This is a genomic window from Cupriavidus basilensis (assembly GCF_000876015.1).
Taxonomy (GTDB): Bacteria; Pseudomonadota; Gammaproteobacteria; order Burkholderiales; family Burkholderiaceae; genus Cupriavidus; species Cupriavidus basilensis_B.
Genome location: NZ_BBQM01000014.1, coordinates 296,892 through 315,839, shown reverse-complemented (window position 1 = coordinate 315,839; position 18,948 = coordinate 296,892). Strand labels below are relative to the sequence as shown.

At 64.6% G+C, this 18,948-nt stretch carries 13 protein-coding genes and 1 pseudogene; 3 read left to right on the top strand and 11 right to left on the bottom strand.

Annotation, left to right across the window (positions count from 1 at the left end):
* The 5 genes and pseudogenes from KF708C_RS35655 to KF708C_RS13990 all read right to left on the bottom strand — a co-directional run.
* A pseudogene (locus KF708C_RS35655) lies at nucleotides 1-473 on the bottom strand (ImcF-related family protein); the annotation flags it as partial.
* Between the two features lie 2 nt (nucleotides 474-475).
* Nucleotides 476-1,708, bottom strand: a complete 1,233-nt coding sequence (locus KF708C_RS35650; RefSeq protein WP_156173819.1) for a hypothetical protein — start codon at nucleotides 1,706-1,708, stop codon at nucleotides 476-478.
* Nucleotides 1,709-1,966 carry a PAAR domain-containing protein gene (locus KF708C_RS34555; RefSeq protein ID WP_082079555.1) on the bottom strand — a complete coding sequence of 86 codons (258 nt, stop codon included), beginning with the start codon at nucleotides 1,964-1,966 and terminating at the stop codon, nucleotides 1,709-1,711. It abuts the gene before it with no gap.
* Between the two features lie 1,140 nt (nucleotides 1,967-3,106).
* A complete protein-coding gene (locus KF708C_RS34550; RefSeq protein ID WP_082079552.1) occupies nucleotides 3,107-5,620 on the bottom strand; it encodes a glycoside hydrolase family 19 protein in 2,514 nt (837 codons plus the stop codon).
* An 8-nt stretch (nucleotides 5,621-5,628) separates the two neighbouring features.
* The gene (locus KF708C_RS13990) at nucleotides 5,629-7,956 is read right to left on the bottom strand and encodes a type VI secretion system Vgr family protein (RefSeq protein ID WP_059412283.1); all 2,328 of its coding nucleotides are present in this window, start codon (nucleotides 7,954-7,956) and stop codon (nucleotides 5,629-5,631) included.
* Nucleotides 7,957-8,760: 804 nt separating this feature from the next.
* On the opposite strand from KF708C_RS13990, the gene KF708C_RS13985 reads away from it, so the two are divergent.
* Nucleotides 8,761-9,222: a carboxymuconolactone decarboxylase family protein gene (locus KF708C_RS13985; RefSeq protein WP_020423987.1), complete on the top strand. Its 462-nt coding sequence runs from the start codon at nucleotides 8,761-8,763 to the stop codon at nucleotides 9,220-9,222.
* Nucleotides 9,223-9,275: 53 nt separating this feature from the next.
* Here the strand turns inward: KF708C_RS13985 and KF708C_RS13980 are convergent, their stop codons facing one another.
* On the bottom strand, nucleotides 9,276-10,190 hold the full coding sequence (locus KF708C_RS13980; protein WP_059412282.1) for an RNA polymerase sigma-70 factor: 915 nt from the start codon (nucleotides 10,188-10,190) through the stop codon (nucleotides 9,276-9,278).
* Nucleotides 10,191-10,493: 303 nt separating this feature from the next.
* On the bottom strand, nucleotides 10,494-11,333 hold the full coding sequence (locus KF708C_RS13975) for a hypothetical protein (protein WP_059412281.1): 840 nt from the start codon (nucleotides 11,331-11,333) through the stop codon (nucleotides 10,494-10,496).
* A gap of 235 nt (nucleotides 11,334-11,568) precedes the next feature.
* Here KF708C_RS13975 and KF708C_RS13970 point away from each other — a divergent pair, with 235 nt between their 5' ends.
* Together KF708C_RS13970 and KF708C_RS13965 are read left to right on the top strand one after the other, a co-directional pair.
* A complete protein-coding gene (locus KF708C_RS13970; RefSeq protein ID WP_059412280.1) occupies nucleotides 11,569-14,508 on the top strand; it encodes an autotransporter family protein in 2,940 nt (979 codons plus the stop codon).
* A gap of 238 nt (nucleotides 14,509-14,746) precedes the next feature.
* Nucleotides 14,747-15,229: an adenylyltransferase/cytidyltransferase family protein gene (locus tag KF708C_RS13965; protein WP_081651579.1), complete on the top strand. Its 483-nt coding sequence runs from the start codon at nucleotides 14,747-14,749 to the stop codon at nucleotides 15,227-15,229.
* A 69-nt stretch (nucleotides 15,230-15,298) separates the two neighbouring features.
* Here the strand turns inward: KF708C_RS13965 and KF708C_RS13960 are convergent, their stop codons facing one another.
* The 4 genes from KF708C_RS13960 to KF708C_RS13945 all read right to left on the bottom strand — a co-directional run bounded on the left by KF708C_RS13960 (nucleotide 15,299) and on the right by KF708C_RS13945 (nucleotide 18,901).
* On the bottom strand, nucleotides 15,299-16,351 hold the full coding sequence (locus tag KF708C_RS13960; protein WP_020206222.1) for a hypothetical protein: 1,053 nt from the start codon (nucleotides 16,349-16,351) through the stop codon (nucleotides 15,299-15,301).
* Between the two features lie 129 nt (nucleotides 16,352-16,480).
* Complete coding sequence (locus tag KF708C_RS13955; protein WP_082079551.1) at nucleotides 16,481-16,996, bottom strand: OmpA family protein; 516 nt, start codon at nucleotides 16,994-16,996, stop codon at nucleotides 16,481-16,483.
* A 40-nt stretch (nucleotides 16,997-17,036) separates the two neighbouring features.
* Complete coding sequence (locus tag KF708C_RS13950) at nucleotides 17,037-18,311, bottom strand: diguanylate cyclase domain-containing protein (RefSeq protein ID WP_020206224.1); 1,275 nt, start codon at nucleotides 18,309-18,311, stop codon at nucleotides 17,037-17,039.
* Nucleotides 18,308-18,901, bottom strand: coding sequence for a YfiR family protein (locus KF708C_RS13945; protein ID WP_020206225.1), 594 nt, complete (start codon nucleotides 18,899-18,901; stop codon nucleotides 18,308-18,310). The genes KF708C_RS13950 and KF708C_RS13945 overlap by 4 nt, the downstream gene beginning before the upstream one ends.
* Nucleotides 18,902-18,948 lie beyond the last annotated feature (47 nt).

Genomic DNA, 18,948 nt, shown 5'->3' with positions numbered 1-18,948 from the left:
TCTTTGCACCACAACAGCACCGCATCGGCAGTGATCTGCCAATGCTGCTCCGTACAGTCGGGCAAGAACTTGGCGATGGCATGGTCATCACCAGTCAGCAGCAACCAGGGCTGACGGTAGCGCCAGCGCCAACCGTGACGTGTGCGAAGTGCGTCACGCAGTGCCGCCACCGATTCAAGAACGTGCCCTCGCGATATGCCACCGGCAAACGCCTGATGTTGACGGTCATGGTCCGCCAGTGCCTTTTCCGCGCGTAACGAGGCAATCCATACAGCGACCGCTTCTAGATATTTCACGAGGAAGAGCACGACAAGAAGGCCAGCGAACAGGCTCACCTCGATCAGGATTCGCTTGTCATCCGAGAGCCCCCAACCGGTCCCTTCGAACCAGACAGTCACGCCTGCGACCAGAAAGACAATAGATACGGCTATGCCAATAAAAAATGCCACAGGCAACGGCTTGTTCTCATTCATGGTTATGTCCTGCACAGAAGGGCTATGAAGTCACTGCCCTGTTGTGAAAGAATCAGTTGCGGCTCCCCTGTGATCAATGCGTGTTCCGCAGCTAGGGCTACGGCCATCCAATCTCCAACGCCAGCACAATTCCCGATGGTCTTGTCTACGTGGACCCATTGCTCGCCGTCGCCGAACCCGGACTTGACCGAGCGCGCAAGATCTTCGGATAGCCCGTGATTCCAGATAGCCCTGATCTGCGAGGCTTGGGCCTGTCCCCAGCGCACTGCAAGTTGGACCGTATCTTTGACCCTATCAGGAGCACTTATGGCTGGCCGATGTAGTAGCAGTGTCGACGGATTCTCCCGCTGGCGAGGGACAACGCCAGCCTGCCCCAGTAGAATGGCGACGCCCGCTTCGGCGGCGCCATTCGGCAGTAGCTCACTAACCGCATTGTGCAATCGCAGTAAAACGACCAATTGCGCTTCGCGAGGCGGGAGGCGGTTATGCCACCGGTCGATGGCGAACAGCGAGGGAGGTTCAGGTGAGGCGCTGACCGCTATCCGGAGTGTCGGCGCCTTTGCCCTGATCAGGCTCTCCAGGCATGTCGTCATCTCCGCCAGGTCTGCCATCGACTGCACGTACAGATCGACATGGAGGGCGGTACGTGCGGGCAGGCTTACCAGGCCGTTGCCAATTCGCTCGACCAGCCGTTCAAGAAGCCAGTCGCCAACTACGCGATGACGGGCATGTTCGGTGAGTTCGTTACCCGGGAAAAAGGGCCGATCCGGAATCTGCAGCCAGCGAGCATTGATATTCACGCCCGGATCGACCCCGCTCGGCTGCGACGCCATTCGCACAGCACCTTCCACGATCCCTTGTGCACGGTTTACCTGGTCATTGCAGGAAAAACACCACGCATGCCCAAGCATGGCAAGAGGCATGCCTGCCAGTGCATGGCAAGCATCCTCAATCTTCTTGCTGGCGCGGTTAGTTGCAGTGGCCTGACTCACTTGCAGGTACGACAGTCCGAGATAGCCGGACAGCAAGAACCCCCAGGCCATGACCGGAAAGCCCACCGCATATATCCCAAAACGGACTGTGTTCGTTGGCCGGTCAACGGGCCACAGGAAGATTGTCAGTGCGGCGCCCAATCCCAACATCGCACATAGCAGGACAGCCCAAAACAGCATGGATGGCCGCGGCACGTCCGGTACCGGTACCCGTGGCGGTACTCGTGCAAAGTCGATGGGCATCTATCGGACTGTCGCTCCGCTCGACGTGGCGATCAGAACGCTCCCACATCGGGTCTCGTCGCCATCCCGCGCCAGCGGTACGCCAGCGTCCGTCATGCTGCCGCTTCCCGACACAATCAAGTTGTCACCATGGATCGGGCACGACACGAGGTCTCCAACTCGCGCCGCCCTGCGGCCTTGAACCTTGATGCGGTCAGAGCCGGTCAGGATCTTGCCGCCGTGGGTAGTTTTGTCACCAACATACGCTAAATTTGAAATATTTTTCATATTTTTTATAAAAATCCACTCGATCTTTCAATGCGATCCTTCAATGTGCTTTTTATTCGCCCGCAATTATTTAAATAAAATCAACCCAGCCCTCCATCCCAGCACCCATCAATACCACTCGTCGCGCCATTATTTTAAATTTCCTTACTTTCTTTCAACGATCCGCAACGATCCGCCTTATAGGCATAGATTTGGCACAGATCACCGAATATTCAGATTCCCCTATGGTTAACCCTCTAGCGCCATATTTAGAATAAATTTATAGCCCACCCACCCTCACAAAAAACAATTAATCCACAATCGGGGGCACCCCTTGATGAGAATACCCTGAAAATCAGATTTTCCACACCCACCATTTTCTGGTCGATACAACACAATACTTAATGAATAAATATCATCACCCTTCTCGACTACAACAACGGATCCTTTGTGGATTTTTCCAGATGAAAATACCCCATCATCACTTGGCAACGCAGGGCATTTCACCACCTCACATGGGTGCATGTCGCTACGACAAGAAAAAATAACAGCCTATACATCATCCATCTGAAGATATTATCAACCTTCCAGGGGGAAGCCAAAAAATTAATCGTCACCATTCTATACATCCTGCTCCCCGGAAAAACCACGCAACCTAGTTATCGATTCCATCAACCGGCGTGACTGTCTTTATTCCTCTGAGAGCTCGCGGGCTGATCGGCTGGTAAGTTCCAGGATTACAGGTGCGGTTTGAAATTATCTTCCCATTCCGCTTCACATAGATTCCGCTTGGATCTCCTTGATACAGCACGTAGTGATAGCCACCAGAATTAAATTTCAAATGTATGAAACTCAAACTTCCATTCGATATATCGGTAATCGAAAACCATTTTCTTGGTGGGTATGGCTTACTTGGGTATTCGAGTTCAATTTTTTCGATCTGACCAAATCGATATTGAACATATCCATTATCCGGCGATATATTTCCGGAGGCGCATACTGACAGTATGCTACCGTTAGATCGGCAACTGAAATACACTTCCTCATGGGGTTGGCAGAGCGTAATTTCTTTAGCTTCCGATTTTACGCCGAATAAGATTATACCAATCATCAAAGTGACTCTCACGAGCACAGTCAAGTCGAGGCCTAGTTTCAATTGAAATCCCCTCTATCATAAATAGCATTGAAATTATCAACGCGGGCTGCATAGCTATTCGTGTGAAGATTGACAACCGCGGTGATAGCATTTACATGCGCTGCCGCCGATCCTTCGTCCGCCTTTTTATGGAGATTATGATCAACCCAAAAATATGCGGCTGATCTTGCGGCATATTTGGGCTGAACAAGGAGACCTGGGTTTTCCTCAAAGTCAAGAATTTCCTGAGGCCACTCACTTTGCAGAGATACGTGCCATTTCGTAAAGGCTCTATAGTTCGCACGCCCCGTAAGTTGCTTGAGGCCGCGCCCTCGGTAGCGCCAGCCATCCCCGCTAGCGTAGTCGCCATTACCCAATTCGATACGTCCACCATACGCACCGTTAGCAATAGCTTCAAAATCGGCTTGACTCATGCTTGAACCATTAGCCTTGATTGGCCTTACCTGATGGTAACCGTGCGCATTCGCCTGATTCGGATGATGAGCGAAGTAGGAGAATGTTGATATTAGTGAACTCGCCTTCCAGACAAAACCTTCTTCTCGACTGAGTGAAGTTCCCGTCTCCTGCATCACTTGTGCAAAAAAATGAGTTCTTCTAAGTGGTGTATTTAGCTTATAGGCATCGAGATGAACATTGAGTTCATTGGCTACTTCTTGGAGCGAATTTTGGTTTGCATTCGGGAAAAGTCGCTGCATCATAGTCAACGTAAACTGAAATTTTCCTTTGCAAAAATTCCCAACTAGCCCAATCGGGTGAATATGAAAAACACTCGACCCTGGCAGATCAGCCACGCCAGCCTTGACCTCATCCCACCAGACGAGCTTCTCGATCCGCTCCTGCTCCGCTTCGTGCTGCGCCCTTTGACCGGTCCGCTCTTCGATCTCGCTGACAAGCTGCTTCCATTTCTCAGGGTTCGCCCATTCGCTTTCGTGTTTGATAATCAGGCGCGACATGCGTAGCGCTCGCCAGGGGTCTTCCGCAGCGGTACACAGTTCGTCCGCGGCCCGGCTCGGGTCGCCGCTCGGGTAGAGGGCACCGTAGATTGATGACATCAATGGACTGAGTTTGCCGAGCGAAGCACGTTCGGGCACGTCGGCTCCCACCCTGTAGTCGACATATGCATTTGTCGTCGCAAAGATCGTATGCGTCTGGTCGTGTGGGTCGTCAAAGGTCTCGAAATCTACCCATTTCTGCGCGAACTCCCGCGTCACCCGGCCACCTGCAAAATTCTGCTCGCGCACCCAGCCAGAGATATCGTGGCGCAGCACATCCGCACTGTCGATCTTCCACCAGTGCAGCTTCATGCCGTCACTGCCTGCGGTGGTTTCTGTGTACTGGTTCTCGGTATGCTTGGCTAGTTCGACAAGCGCGATCACGTGGATCACGTCGGTCTGGGGCGCATCCTGTCCAGGCTGGTTGACTGCCTTGTATAGTGTTGTCCGCCTGTCCACGCGCAAAATGGTCGGATCGCTTGGCAGTCCCAGTTGCTTCCAGGCATCAGGCTGCGACCCATTGATGCTGATCCACGCTCGCCCCTTGTCGAGGAACGTCTTGATGTCATCCCCACAGAAGGCTTCGATGTGGACCTGCCGGTTAGATGCGGGCTGAGTCAGAGAGTCGTAGCGACCAAGATGGCCAATCAACTCCCCAGCCTTGATCGGGAACGGGGGGGACGGCACGATCACGCGATCCAGTAATGATTCTGGCATCACTTCTTCGACCACATGTCCACCATGCTCCTTGCCCAGGAAGACCCACCCGTTGACCGCCGTCGATGGCGCAGCGAATCCGCCGGCTATGGGGGGGAAAACTTGAGCACCATGCGTGTCCTTGATTTTCCCCCAGTTGCCTTCGCGCTTGCTAACGGCGATCTGCGTTCCTTGTGGCAGGATACACAAGGGCGTCCCATGCGGATGAGAAGCCCGAACCCTTAGCCCGATTTGACCAGCAGGAAGCGTTTGGCCCGCCAATGCCTGGGGCCTGTCTTGTGCAAACGCAGTGACTTTGAGTTCCGGAGACAGGTAAGCCGGTTTGCCTAGCGTCGCATCGGCTTCGTAGCCGGCGAGGTCTTGCAGATGCATATATAAGCTGAAGAACGTGAGTTTCGTGTCCTTCGGAAACTCCATGGCGTGTCGCACTAATGCAAACCCCGTGCTGTAGGGCGCATGAATGGCGGGCTTGCCGTCTTGCGACGGGATTTCGCTCATGGGATAGATGCGATTCAGGCGCCACGCCACTACCTCGCCGTCCGCGATGCAAAGCACGCCATGCTTAAGGTCCAGTGCCTGGCCGGCGGCGGCTTCCGTCACATGAATGCCACCATGCCACATGCCCTTGCCGCTGACGGCATAGGCGCCAGATGGCCCCTCCTTCAGCAGCCTATGGATTTCGTGCTCATCGGTGAAATCGACAGGGGATGTACCATTTCCCTGCGCTTTCCTGCGGAAGGGAAAGGCGAAGCGCAACAGCTTGACAGGTGTGCTGGGTGGGTTCGTGGGGGTGGTTGTCATAGCTGTGCTCATTCAGAGAAGCCGAAGTGCATATCACCCCCCACATCCTTCAGGGGCGCATTTGTCCAGCTAGGGAAGGTGAAGTTTCCCCCGGCTGGTCCAGCCACATCGAGGTTGCCTTTGACGTCGATCTTCCCGCTCGGGCTCGCGAGTTCGATTTTCCCGTTCGTGATCTTTACGTATGCTCCGGCACCATCGCCCAAGGTGATGCCCTTGAACCCAGTAATCACCACTTCGCCAGACGACGAACTGACAACTACATCCTTGAGTGCCATCAGTTCCAGCACATCCCCTTGGGCCTGGACCTGTACCTTGCCTTTTGCCGCGAATATGCGGATGCCAAGCTTTGCAGCAAAGAGCGAGATCGTTTGACCGGCAGCCACGGTTAAACGCTTGAGCACGCCGATGTCCAGGCCACGGCCAGCGGTCATGAACATCTGTGTGCGGGTGGCCAAATGCATGTCTTGACCACTCGTAATGCCAATACCTTCGGGCGCATTGGCCACGATGACCGGCCTTCGCAGCCCCACGAGTTTCTCTTCGATGAGCGCGCGCTGTTGATCGATTTCCGCAAGCCACGCGCGAGCTGCATTGGCCGACTCGTTCAGCGAGCGCATCATGTCCACGGCTTGCCTGAGCGTCGCCTCGGCATCCTGCATGTCCAACTGCTGCCCATTCGCTCCCGGCTGGTCGTCCGCGGAAAGGAACAATCCCTTGCCGCCCCGGACCGCCCCCCAGCCCGAGGTGCGCAACTCGAAGCCATCTCCCCGCTTTTTCTTCTGATGATCAACGAGATACCCCAGGTTGAGCTGGGTCTTGCCATACTCGGTGGAGAGCTTGATCCCCTCCTGCCCCTCCCAGTCCTCAAACCGCAGCTTGTTGTTGCTCTGCGTGCGAATCACGTTGCGCGACAGCCAGCGATCCTGATTGGTGATCAAGTCAGGGTGCTGGCTGGTGTGCTGCACGCTGGCGATGTACGGCTTGTTCGGGTTGCCGTCGCGGAACGCCACGTCCACATAGGTGCCGTCGATCAGAGGAAAGTGAAAGCCCGTCTGCCGCGCCCCGGCGAACGGCTTGGCCAGGCGCAGCGGCACGCTCTCGCCGCCATTGGGCCAGGCGTCAAAGTCGAAATCGAAGCGGACGATGTAATGACCATCCTGGGTCAGGTAGGCATACTTGTACTGGCCCGGCGAGGTGATGCGGGCGCTGAGCGTGCCGGGGATGCGCGGCCAGTTGGCTTCGTCCATCGGCAGCCGGAAGCGCCGGTCCGAGGGAATGGCCTTGTAGGTATTGCGGTAGGCGGCATCACGCGCGCCGGTGTGGACGACCTCGGTGACCACCTGCCCGTTGGGCGCGTCGGGCAACGCCAGGTCCAGTCGCAGGATGCGCGCCGGGCGCAGCGCCAGCACGTTGCTCTCACCCGTGTAGACCAATTGGCCGGCGAACTCGGCCTCGTGACGCAACTGCGCTTCCCACTTGGCGTCGTCGAAGTCCAGGTGATGCGTGCCATACACGTAGGACTGACCGTAGGTGGTCCTTTCCTTCGCGACATCGGCCTCTCCGGCAGGGCGTTCCCATGCCTTGTCGGGATTGAAGTCCGCGACCCGGAATGATTCGGGAATGGTCCGCGCATGCGTCCTGAGCGAGAACACCGTTTCCTGGCCTGATTCCAGTCCCGCCGTCTCGCGATAGGGCACTCGCAGCTCCGGCTGGTAGAGGTAATGGTCGATGTCGTCGCCGAACACGATCATCTCGCCGAACTCGCCATGGATGAAATAGCAGTACAGGCCCTCCTGCTCCATCAGCAGCCGGATATAGTCCCAATCTGATATCTGGTACTGCATACGCAACTTGTGCTGCGGGTACTTGCGCCGCGTCTTGAAGGCGAACTGATGACCCTTGAGGTCGTGGCGGCGCAGGATGGCCTCGATGATCTGGGGCGCGGTCTGCTGCTGGTAGATACGGCTGGCGCACGTGAGCCGCAGCCGCGCGACGAGCGGCTCCACGACGATCTCGTAGCCGCAGAAATCCCGGGTCTGGCGGGTCTTGGAGAAGCGCGTGATGCAGCCGGCAAACTTGCGTGGCTCGCTGCCGTCGGCGGGAGCGATCAGGAAGGTCGCGTCTTTGCCCAGATACCCGGCTCGATCAAGCTCAAGCGGATGCGTCAGTTGGATGGTGACGGCATAGGGCTCGCCCATCCGCTCCACTGCCTCGAACGACACCACCGACAGCGCGGCGGCGCTGGCTGTGCCCGGCACCTCGAGAAAGTATGCCTGCCGCCCCGTGGTCAGCGCGCGGTTGCCGATTGCCTTGAATTCATCGAAACCTTCCGCCATTGTTGTTCACTCCGTTTTTGCCATGCCGTTACGCTCGGTCTTTCGTATCGGGCTGACCCTTTTCTTGTCGCAAATCTTGTTGCAAATGAAAAGTGACTAGATACGTTGTGGTCGTGGCACGTCATCGCTGCACTAGTCATCAAGTGACGACACAGCAAGTCAGGCTCGATCATAGAGGTGACGGCGGCGATTCCTCAATCAGATTAATCCCATTTTCACTGATAAAATTCTGAAACCTGAATTAAAGGAAATTGAATTTTCAATGAATGACAAATACGCAAAGGCATGCGGGCCGAATGCGGGCATATTGGCGATCCCCGCGCATTGACACTTGTTCGCAATGCGTGGCGCGCGAGCGACGCTGCCGTGCTCTCGGTGGATAGCCGAGCGGCGCGGAGCCAAAACGGCCAGCATGAGGCGGGTCCCGGGATCGACCTGGCACGGCGCGCGGCGCATGCTGCGGGTATGTCATGTATCGCGAGCAGCAGCGGACACCGAGAGTGTGATGACGGATGTTGTTCCCTGATACAGACTATCTATACGCAGAAAATTCCATTTATTTCGAAGAAATTTCTGATAATAATCAGACAATCCGGTGGCATGGAACTTATCGCTGGGAGCACCTGCGCGCGCCCCTTTCTGCGCTCCGCAGTCCAGCTCCCTCTTCCAAGCCAGAGCCAGTCAGCGGCAATCTGCGCTGGCGCAAGAAAACCCACCTTCCGCTGTCACAACGCGACTCCCCCCGCCGTCTTGTGATCATGCGAGGCGCGCAGGGCGCCCGCGAAACCAGGCAAAGGGAATCCCATGACTACGGCACGTCTCAATTTCTTTCAACTGGCCCCGGCCAATCTGAAGGCGATGATCCATCTCTCGGGCACCGTCAAGCAGAGCTCGCTCGGCCCGCGGCTGGTGGAGCTGGTGCAACTGCGCGTCTCGCAGATCAACGGCTGCGGCGTCTGCATCGACATGCACTGGCGCGACCTCGTCAGGCAGGGGGCCGACGCGCGCCACCTGAATGCCATCGCCGGCTGGCGCGAGGCGCCGTTCTTCGACGCCCGCGAGCGCGCCGCGCTGGCCTGGGCGGAGGCCGTCAACGCGCTGCCGCAGCGCGACGACACCGATGCGGCCTACCCGGCGCTGCGCGAGCAGTTCAGCGAGAACGAGATCGCCGAGCTGTCCTACGCGATTGCCGCCATCCGGGGCTGGAACGTGATGAACCTCAGCCTGCGCAACCAGATCCCCGAGAACCCGCCGCCCGGATTCTGAGCGCGGGCGGCGCGGCCGGGACCGGCAAGACTTTGCCGGCGGCCGCGCCTGGCTCAGGGCACGCCGGGCGCCAGCTTCGTCGCGGCCAGCTCGCGGCCCAGCGCGGCGGCGATGCGCGCGAGCTTGTCCGGGTTGCGCTGCGCGTGGATGCGCACGATGTGCTCGCCGTCGGTCTCGATCGCCTGCGCCGATTCCAGCGCGCCGTCGATAAAGCGCAGCAGGCCCCACTCGCCGTTGAGGGTGACGGCCTCGAAGTGCACCGCGCCCCGGTATCTCAGGCTGGTGGCGAGGTAGAGCTGGGCGATACGCCGGCCGCCGACGAGCGGCACGCCGAAGCTGGGCACCTTGCCGCCGCCGTCGCCGATCAGTTGCGCGTCCTCGGCCAGCATGGCCTTGAGCGCGCCGAACTCCCCGCGCGAGGCGGCGTCGGCGAACCCCCGCAGCAGGCGCAGCTGGGTCTCGCGCGGGACCACGTAGCGCGGCCGCTCGTCCTGCAGCTGCGCCTTCGCGCGGTGGACGATCTGCCGGCATGCGCTCTCGGTCTTGCCGAGCGCGTCGGCCACTTCGCCATAGTCCGCATCGAACACTTCACGCAGCAGGAACGCCGCGCGCGCCTCGGGCGCGAGGCGCTCGAGCATGGCGAGAAAGGCGACCGACACGTCGTCGGCGCGCTCGACGATCTGCTCCGGCGTGGCCGGCGAATCGGCCATCACCGGCTCCGGCAGCCACGTGCCGACGTAGTGCTCGCGCTGCGCCTTGGCGCTGCGCAGCCGGTCGATGGCCAGGCGCGTGGTGACGGAGACCAGCCAGGCTTCGGCGCTGTCGAGGCGCTCCTTTTCGGTGCCGTGCCAGCGCAGCCACGCATCCTGCACGACTTCCTCGGCCTCGGCGGCGGAACCCAGCATGCGGTAGGCGATGCCCTGCAGGCGGGGGCGCAGGCGAGTAAAGGTGTTGGTGTCTTCGTTCATAGCTCCCCAGACGTTTGACGCCCCCGCGTTGTGACAGGTGACGGCCATGCCGGCCCGGCGGCGCGAACGGCGGGCTCCGGCTGGATTGATACTAGACCGTCCCGCGGCCCGCGGCGGCCCGGCATGCCCAGCCAAGGACAAACCATGCGCTGCCGGTGAAATGGGCGCGGGAGCGCTCCCCGCGGCCGCGCGCCGGCAGCGCGGCACCGGTCCGCCGCCGTCATGTTCCGCGGCTGCTTAAGAATCCGACACATTCGGCCGATAACGACAGTGCACGCAGGCTGCACTGCGGCGTCGCTTCGCCTAGGGGAAGGCCAGCGGCCACAGCGCGGGCCATTTCTCGGCCCAGCAGCATGCGTGGGTGGCGCCCTCCACCAGTTGCACGGGGGGCCGCCGCCCGGCCGGGAAGCGGGCGGCATAGGCGGCCGCCACTTCGCGTGTGACGTTGGTATCGCTGTCGCCCACGAAATGGATCTGCGCGATGTCCTGCAGGCGGCGCCAGTCGTCGGCCGGATCGAGCGAGCCGTCCAGCGGCGGCACGCCGTGCAGCGTGGTCCACGCGCGCGGCGCCAGGTTGCCGGCCACCGTCACCAGCCGCACCACGTCGTGGCGCCGCGCGGCGACCAGGGCCGCCACGGCGCCGCCGCCGGAGTAGCCCACCAGCGCCAGGCGGCGCGCGCCGTAGCGCTGCATGAGCGCGTCGATGGCCTGGCTGGTGGCTTCGACCGCTTCGGCGGAGAAGCGCCGCGAGGTCCAGTCGGGCGTGCCGCAGCCGCGCCGGTCGTCGCCTTCGGCGAACTGGCACGGCCGCGCCAGGTAGACCGCGGTGCCGCGGACGTGGAGCAGGGCGAGTTCGAGCGCCACCGGGCGCAGGGGCGTGGGGTCGTCGGAGGGCTGCGTCGGGCTGAGCCAGGCCAGGCCGTCGCCTTCCAGGTAGACGGCCAGCGTGTCGGCAGGCTCGTCGGCCGCCGTGGCGGGCGGCGCGTAGGCGGTGAGCACGAACGTGCGCGTGGGCAGGCGCAGACGCTGCCAGCCGTGCGCGAGCGCCAGGGTGTCGGCGCCCTGCCGGCGGTCGGCGGGCGAGAAATGGGTACAGGCAGCCAGCAGCGCGGCTGCCAGCAGGATCAGGATCGTTGTCCGCACGGGGAAAACCGGAAGCACCAGAGCGAGAGAGAGCACAGGCAGCACAGACCACCACCAGGGAGGAGATCCACGGCGCCACCAGCGTAGTTTCGAGAGGAAGAAATCAAGACCGGCCCGGCTTCCCCGAATCCCGGGCCGCACAGAACAATAAAAACAAAAAACAAAAAAAGTCGCGAAAACAAAGCAAGCGGCAAGTCTACTGCAGAGGCTTGCCCAACACCGGGTTCTTGCAAGCATGAAACAACAACGCAGTATCGTCCGGCAGGCTCGTTCTGCCCGTCCCGACGCATCGGCGCAATCCGCGCTGCCGCCGTCCCTGCCCCGCGCCATCGCCGGCGCCGTCCTGCTGGCGGCCGGCCCGCTGGCCTCGCTGCCGGCGCTGGCCTTGCCGGCACCGTGCCAGCTGTTCCAGCCCAATACCGTTTCCGGCACGCTCAACCAGACGTGCCAGCTCGGCTCCGCCAGCAGCCTGATCGTGACCTCGCCCGGCGGCCTGATCAGCGTGACCGGTGCCGCCGCGGTATCGGTCAGCGGGCTGCTCTCGCCCGTCACCGCGATCGAGAACCACGGCCGCATCGAGAGCCTCGGCAATCCCGGCCAGCCCTTATTGCCATCGCCGATGAACAATGGCGGCGATGCCATCGCGATCGGCATCACCGGCAACGGCGCCACCGCGCTCACGGTCAACGGCATCCTGAACGGCATCGAGGGCACCATTGCGGCAACCGGCGGCGGCGGCAGCGTGGGCATGCCCCTCATGCCCGACGGCAACGGCGGCGCAGCCACGGCCATCAGCGTGGTGACCGCCAAGGTCACCACCATCGACAACCACGGCACCGTCACGGCCATCGGCGGCATGGCCGGCAGCGGCAGCCCGTCACCGCTGCCGGGCGCCGCGGGCGGCAGCGGCATCGGCATCGACCTGCAATCGGCGAGCGTCGACACGCTGGTCAACAACGGCGCCGGCAGCACGATCAGCGGCACCGGCGGCGCAGGCGGCAGCGGCGCGGCGATGATGGTTCCCGGTGCCGGCGGCCGCGGCATCGGCGTGAACATCACCTCCAGCACGGTCGGCTCCATCCGCAACGACGGCACCATCAGCGCCACCGGCGGCGCGGGCGGCCCCGGCATGCCAGGCCTGCCGGGGATGCCCGGCGGCGGCGCCAGCGCCGGCGCCGCCTACGGCATCAACATCCAGGGCAGCACGGTCGGCGGCATCGCCAACAACGGCACCATCAGCGTATCCTCTCCCGGCGGCCAGGCAGTCGGCATCAACGTGGGCAACAGCACGGTGGACAGCATCACCGTGGCGGGCACCATCAACGCGCCGGTTGCCATCATCATCGACCCCGCCAGCACCGTCACCAACGGCATCAGCGTCACCGGCGCGCTCAACGGCACGGTGGCGCTCAACAACGCCACGCTCAACCTCGACCTGAACAGCGCCGTCGTGACCGGCAGGGTCAGCGGCGGGGCCGGATCGGCGGTCAACGTCAACGGCACCTTCACCTCGGGCAACACCTTCAACGTCGGCACCTTCAACGTGGCCAGCAACGCGGTGTTCAACATGGGCCACGGCGTCACGGTATCGTCCGGCCTGAACAACGCCGGCACGCTGGCGGTGGCCGCGGGCACCACCGCCACCATCACCGGCAACTACACGCAGGCCGCCGGCGGCCTGTTCCAGACCGGCCTGGACAACGACGGCCGCTACGGCAAGCTGGTGGTCACCGGCACCGCCGACCTCTCCGCCAGCAACAGGATCGGCGTGAACGTGAGCGGCGCGCCGTCGCTCGTCGCCGGCACCACGGTGCAGCCCGGCATCATCACCGCCGGCACGCTGGTGGCCGGCCCCGCATTTGCCGTGACCGACAACAGCGCGCTGTTCGACTTCATCGCCACGCGCAACGGCAATGCCGTGGATCTGTGCGTGGCGCGCGCGGGCGCCAGCTCCTGCTCCGCCGCCCCGGTCACGCCGGTCACGCCGCCGACGTCGGACCCCGTGCCCGCCGCCCCGGCACCGGCGCCCACGCCGGCGCCCGTCATCACCGTGGTGAGCAGCGTCACCGGCGCGCACAACATGCCGGGCCTGGGCGCGGCGCAGGTGCTCGACGCCCTGATCTCGCAAGGCGCGGCCGCCCCGGCCGGCATGGCCCCGGTGATCACGGCACTCGGCACGCTTGCCACGGAACAGGCCGTCTCCGACGCCGTCAAGCAGACCCTGCCGCTGATGACCGCCGGCATGACGGAGGTGAACACCGCTGCCATGCACGCCACCAACCGCGTGATCCAGTCGCGCCAGGAAGCCAACCGCGGCCTGTCCTCCGGCGACGACTTCGTGGCCGACCGCCAGATCTGGTTCAAGCCCGTGGGCTCGTGGGCCAAGCAGAACGACCGCGACGGCGTGGCCGGCTACAAGGCGAACACCTACGGCATGGTGTTCGGCGCGGACAGCGCCGTCAACGACAAGATCCGTGTCGGCGGCGCCTTCTCGTACATGCACAGCCGCATCGACGGCAACTCGCCGGTGGCCGCGCAGAACGCCAGCGTGGACGGCTACCGCCTGATCGGCTACGGCAGCTACGGCCTCGACGCGCGCACCGACATCAGCGTGCAGGCGGACGTCGGCACCGGCCACAACGAAGGCCGGCGCAACATCAGCTTCGGTGGCCTCGACAGCCGCGCGTCGTCGAGCTACAACAGCTGGAACGCCCACTTCGGCGCCGGCCTGGGCCGCGTCTTCGACCTCGCGCCGAAGACCACCTTCACGCCGTCGGTGCGGGCCGACTACACCTTCATCCAGGATGCGGCCTACACCGAGACCGGCGCCAACGCGCTGAACCTGGCCGTCGGCAGGAACACGGCCCGCGAGCTGATCCTCTCCACCGACGCCCGCCTCAACCAGGGCATCACCGAGCACGCCATGTTCACCGCCAACCTCGGCGTGGGCTACGACGCGCTGGCCCGGCAGTCGGCCATCGCGGCCTCCTACGTCGGCGGCGGCGCGCAGTTCGTCACGCGCGGCCTGTCCCCGGCGCGCTGGCTGATGCGCGGCGGCCTGGGCCTGGTGGTGACCAGCAGCAAGGCGATGGAAGTGACCGTGCGCTACGACGCCGAGGTGCGCGACCACTTCACCAACCAGACCGCGTCGGTGAAGGTGCGCCTGCCGTTCTAAGGCGCCCGCCCTGCCCGCCATCCCTCCCGGGGCGGCGGGCAGGCGTCATCGAGGCCGCGCGATGCCACGCGGCATCGCGCGCCACGCGGCGTTTCGCGCGCCCCCGCCCCGGGCATGGCCCGGGGTATCGGGCGCGTATTTCCCCCTTTGTTCCCTCGATTGCCCGCGTTTTTCGCGGCTTATCATCGCCTCGCAGACGATGCCGTGCATGCCGGCACCGGTCCCTTCGCACCTCGCCATGACCGACCCTACCCCCGTCCCGCCAGTCCGGCCTCCCGGCCTGCTTGCCGCCCGCGGCCTCGCCGTCGGCGTGTTCGACCTGTTCCACGTGGGCCATCTGCGCTATCTGCAATACATCCGCGCGCGCTGCCTGACGCTGGTGACGGTGGTCACGCGCGACGCCACCGTGCAGGCCAACAAGCGGCGCGCACCGGCCATGCCGGAGGCGGAGCGGCTGGAGATCGTGCGCGGGCTGGGCTGGGTGGACGAGGCGCTGCTGCAGCCGGACAGCCTGGAGAACACCGAGAGCGCGCTGCGCTGGCTGGCGGCACTGGCCGTGGACCACGTCTTCATCGGCGAGGACTGGCGCGGCAGCGCGCGCTGGGCGCGGCTGGAACCGCGCCTGGCCGCGCAGGGCATCGGGCTGAGCTGGACGCCGCGCACGGACGAGGTGTCGACCACGGTGCTGCGCCAGCGCATCCTGGCCAGCCTGAGCGAGTAAGGCCGGCGGCGGCAAACCCGGCCGCCGCCCGGGTCACCGCCCGAGTCACCGCCCACCCCCCGGCCCGCTTCAGGCGGCGGGGCGCAGGCCGGCCAGGCGGCCCTCCAGCACCGCGGCGAGGCGCAGCAGCAGGCCGTCCCGCGGGGTGTGCCGCTCGAGCACGAGCCGCACCAGCCGCAGGGCCTTTTCCCAGTAGCCGTTGAGGCAGGCATTGGCGATGCGCGAGTAGGCGTACCACTGCGTCAGCGCCGAGAATCCCACCAGGTTGTGGGCGCCGATGATGGTGTCGAAGGCGGGGTCCGGCACGCGCCAGTCCTTGCCGTAGATGGTTTCGAGCCAGCCGTGCGGGTCTTCCAGCCACCACACCGGGCCGGCCGGGCCGGCCTGCTGCGCCAGCCGCAGCGGGCCCGGGAAGCGGGTCACGCGCTGGTGGGCGGCGGGCGCGCCCTGCCCGGTCCAGAAGCCGCCGAGCAGCGTGGCGCCGCCGGGCTCGGGCTGCAGGCCGCACAGGTCGAGCACCACGTCGTGGCGGGGATGATGGTAGCTCGCCATGTTGTCGATGGCGAAGAGCGGCGGCGGGCACTGCCAGCCGTGGGCGCGCAGGATGGCGTGCGCGGCGGGCAGCTCGGCCACCAGCAGGCCCAGGTCGAGATCCTTGTCGAACGGCAGCAGGCGGCGCTCGCGCACCAGGCCCAGCAGCGTGCCGGCATGGGCGAACGCGCGCACGCCGCCAGCCGCGAGCTGTGCCAGCGCCTGCCACAACAAGGCTTCGACCTGCGGGTCGGCGAGCCTGCGCATGGCGGGCTGCGGGTTGTGGACCAGCGGCGCCACGCACAGCGCCTCCAGCGCCTGCCGCTGCGCCTGCGCGCCGTCTGCCACGCGCTGCTGGTGCAGCAGCGCGGTGCCGAGGAAAAACAGCCAGTAGGGCCGCAGCGCGGGGTGCACGTCGGGCGCCGCCAGCAGGACCTGGCAGGCCTGCCGCACCGTGGCGGCGTGCCCCAGCTCGAGCCCGAGCTGGCACCAGGCGCGGATGTCGTCGGGCGGCATCGCGCCGCCTTGCTGCAGGCGCGCGTTCAGGGCGGCGAATGCCGCGGCGGGGTTGTTCTCCGCTTGTGCTTCCATGCTGCTCGTTGTCTCGTTGTCTCGTTGTCTCGTTGTCTCGTTGTCTCGTTGTCTCGTCGGTGCCGGGCCGCCTGTCTAGCCGGACGTGGCCCGACATGACCCGGCATGACCCGACTTGGCCGGCGCGGTTCAGTCCACCGTCACCACGATCGCCACGCGCCGGTTCTCCGCCCGCCCCGCGGCGGTGCGGTTGTCGGCCACCGGGCGGGTCTTGCCGAGCCCGCGCACCTCGATGTTCTGCGGCAGGAAGGCGCTTTCGGCCAGCACCCTGGCCACTGCCTGCGCGCGCCGCACCGAGAGCTGCTGGTTGTATTCGGCGGAGCCGGAATCGTCGGTGTGGCCGTCGAGCCGGACGCGGTCGATGCCGGCCCCCTTGAGCGCCGTGCCGATGCGCTGCACCACCGCCCGGTGCTCGGCGCTGATGGTGTCCTCGTCGAGCCCGAACAGCACCTTCTCGGACAGGTTCAGTTCCCAGCCGCCGTCGGTGAGCTGGAAGCCCTGCTGCCTGAGCGTCTCGATCTGCGGCGGCGTCAGCCGGCTGGCCGCCGCAGGCGCGGGCGCCTGGCAGCCGGCCAGGCCCAGCGCGGCGATGGCGAGGGCCGTGCCCAGCCACAGTCTTGCGCGGGCGGACAGGTTCGATGGCACGATGGATCTCCTCTTCTGCGTTCCGTTGTCGCCGCCCGCGCTATTCGAGCACGGTCTCGGCCGCGGCCAGGTGCGGCTGCGCGCTTTGCCAGTGGCCGCCGCGGCCGCGCTTGGCCTGGTACATGGCTTCGTCGGCCTTCTGCAGCAGGCCGGCGGCGGTCTGCGCGTGCAGCGGGAACACCGCCAGGCCGATGCTGAGCGAGGCCTCGATGCTGGCGCCGCCGCTGAGCTGGATCGGGTCCTTCATGCGCAGCAGGATGTGCTCGGCCACCTGGATGATGTCGGCCGGCTTGCGCAGCGCGGTGATCAGCACGGCGAACTCGTCGCCGCCGATGCGCGCGACCAGGTCGCCGTCGCGCAGGCAGGCGCGGATGCGCTGGGCGATGCCGGCCAGCACTTCGTCGCCGGCGGCATGGCCGAAGGTGTCGTTGATTTCCTTGAAGGCGTCGCTGTCGAGGTAGAGCACGCCGACGCGCGCCTTCGAGGCGGTGGCGAAGCGCACGGCGCGGTGCAGCGCGTCCTCGAAGGCGGCGCGGTTGAGCACCCCGGTCAGGCTGTCGTGGCTGGCGCGGTGCGCGAGCGAGCGGTTCTCGTGCTGGAGCTGGTCCTGCCAGCTTTCGAGCTCGTCGAGCAGGCCGTTGAAGTCCTCGCCCAGCGCATTGAGCTCGGCGATGTGCGCCGGCGGTGTGCGCTGGTCGAAGGCCCGCTCGGAACGCACCGCGTGGGCCACGCGCATGAGGTTGCGCACCGGCTCGATGATGTGCACCAGCATGCGGCTCGACATGTAGTGCGCGCTCACCGCCGTCAGCAGCAGGCAGGCCAGCAGGCCGAACAGGCCGCTGAGCACGAACTCGAACAGCTTGCCGGGATCGGCGGTCAGGCGCACGGTGCCGACCACCTGCGTCTCGTGCATGATGACCTGCTCCACCGAGCCGGGCGCCATCAGCCGGCTGGCCAGCTTCTGCAGGCCGGCGAAGCGCGCGCGCACGGGCTGCTGCCATTCGGCCAGCAGGCGGCTGTCGCGGTCGTAGACGCTGGCCTGCGCCACTTCCGCGGTGGCGATGGCGACCAGCGCGTCGCGCGCCGCGGCCGGGTCGCGGAACACCACCGGCGCTTCCAGCGTATAGGCCAGCGAACGCGCGATCAGGTGCAGGTTGTGGTCGGCATAGACGCGCAGCGCGGTCAGCCCGAGCGCGGTCAGCGAGAGGCCGGCCGTGCAGACGGCGATCAGCGCCACGCTCAGGTGAATGCGGCGCAGCGCGTGATAGAGCGTGGGGCGCGGCGGCGGCGCGTCCGGGCGCGAGCGCGGCTTCATAGCGCGGGCGTCCGCCGCCGGCCGAGCTGCAGCACGCCGGGATGGATGTGGATGCCGCTGCGCGCGACCGAGTCGAGGTTGACGCGGAAGGTGACGCGGTTGTCGGCCACGTTGAGGCAGAACATGCTGCCGGTCTCGCACTCGAAGTCTTCCTCGGTGATGACCAGCACCGGGCGCCCGCTCAGTTCGGCCGCCACCCGCCGGCGGCTGGCGTCGGTCATCGCGGCCAGGTAGACGGAATCGCAGCCGGTCATCGCGCCGGCGCCGGTGACGTCGATGCGGCGCGCCTGCACCACGCGCCCGGTGGCGAGCGTGCCGCCGTCGGCCAGCTTGCCGGCATAGCGCGCCGTGCCGTCCACGCACAGGCGCAGCACCTCGCGCTCGACCGGCCAGCGCGCGTAGCCGAGCAGGCTGTACACCGTGCGCACCACGGCCTCGGAGCGCGACTGCGGGGTATCGGCCGCGGCGCCGGGCGGCGGCACGCACAGCAGCGCGGCGCACAAGGCCGACAGGAGGCGGAGGAGCGGAAGCCGGCGCAGGTACCTGGGCCGGCTGCCCGCATCGTCCGGGACGATCGCGGAATGGGGCAAGAAAGGACTACCTGCCAAGTGACGGGTTCCGGGCAGACCGGGCCGAA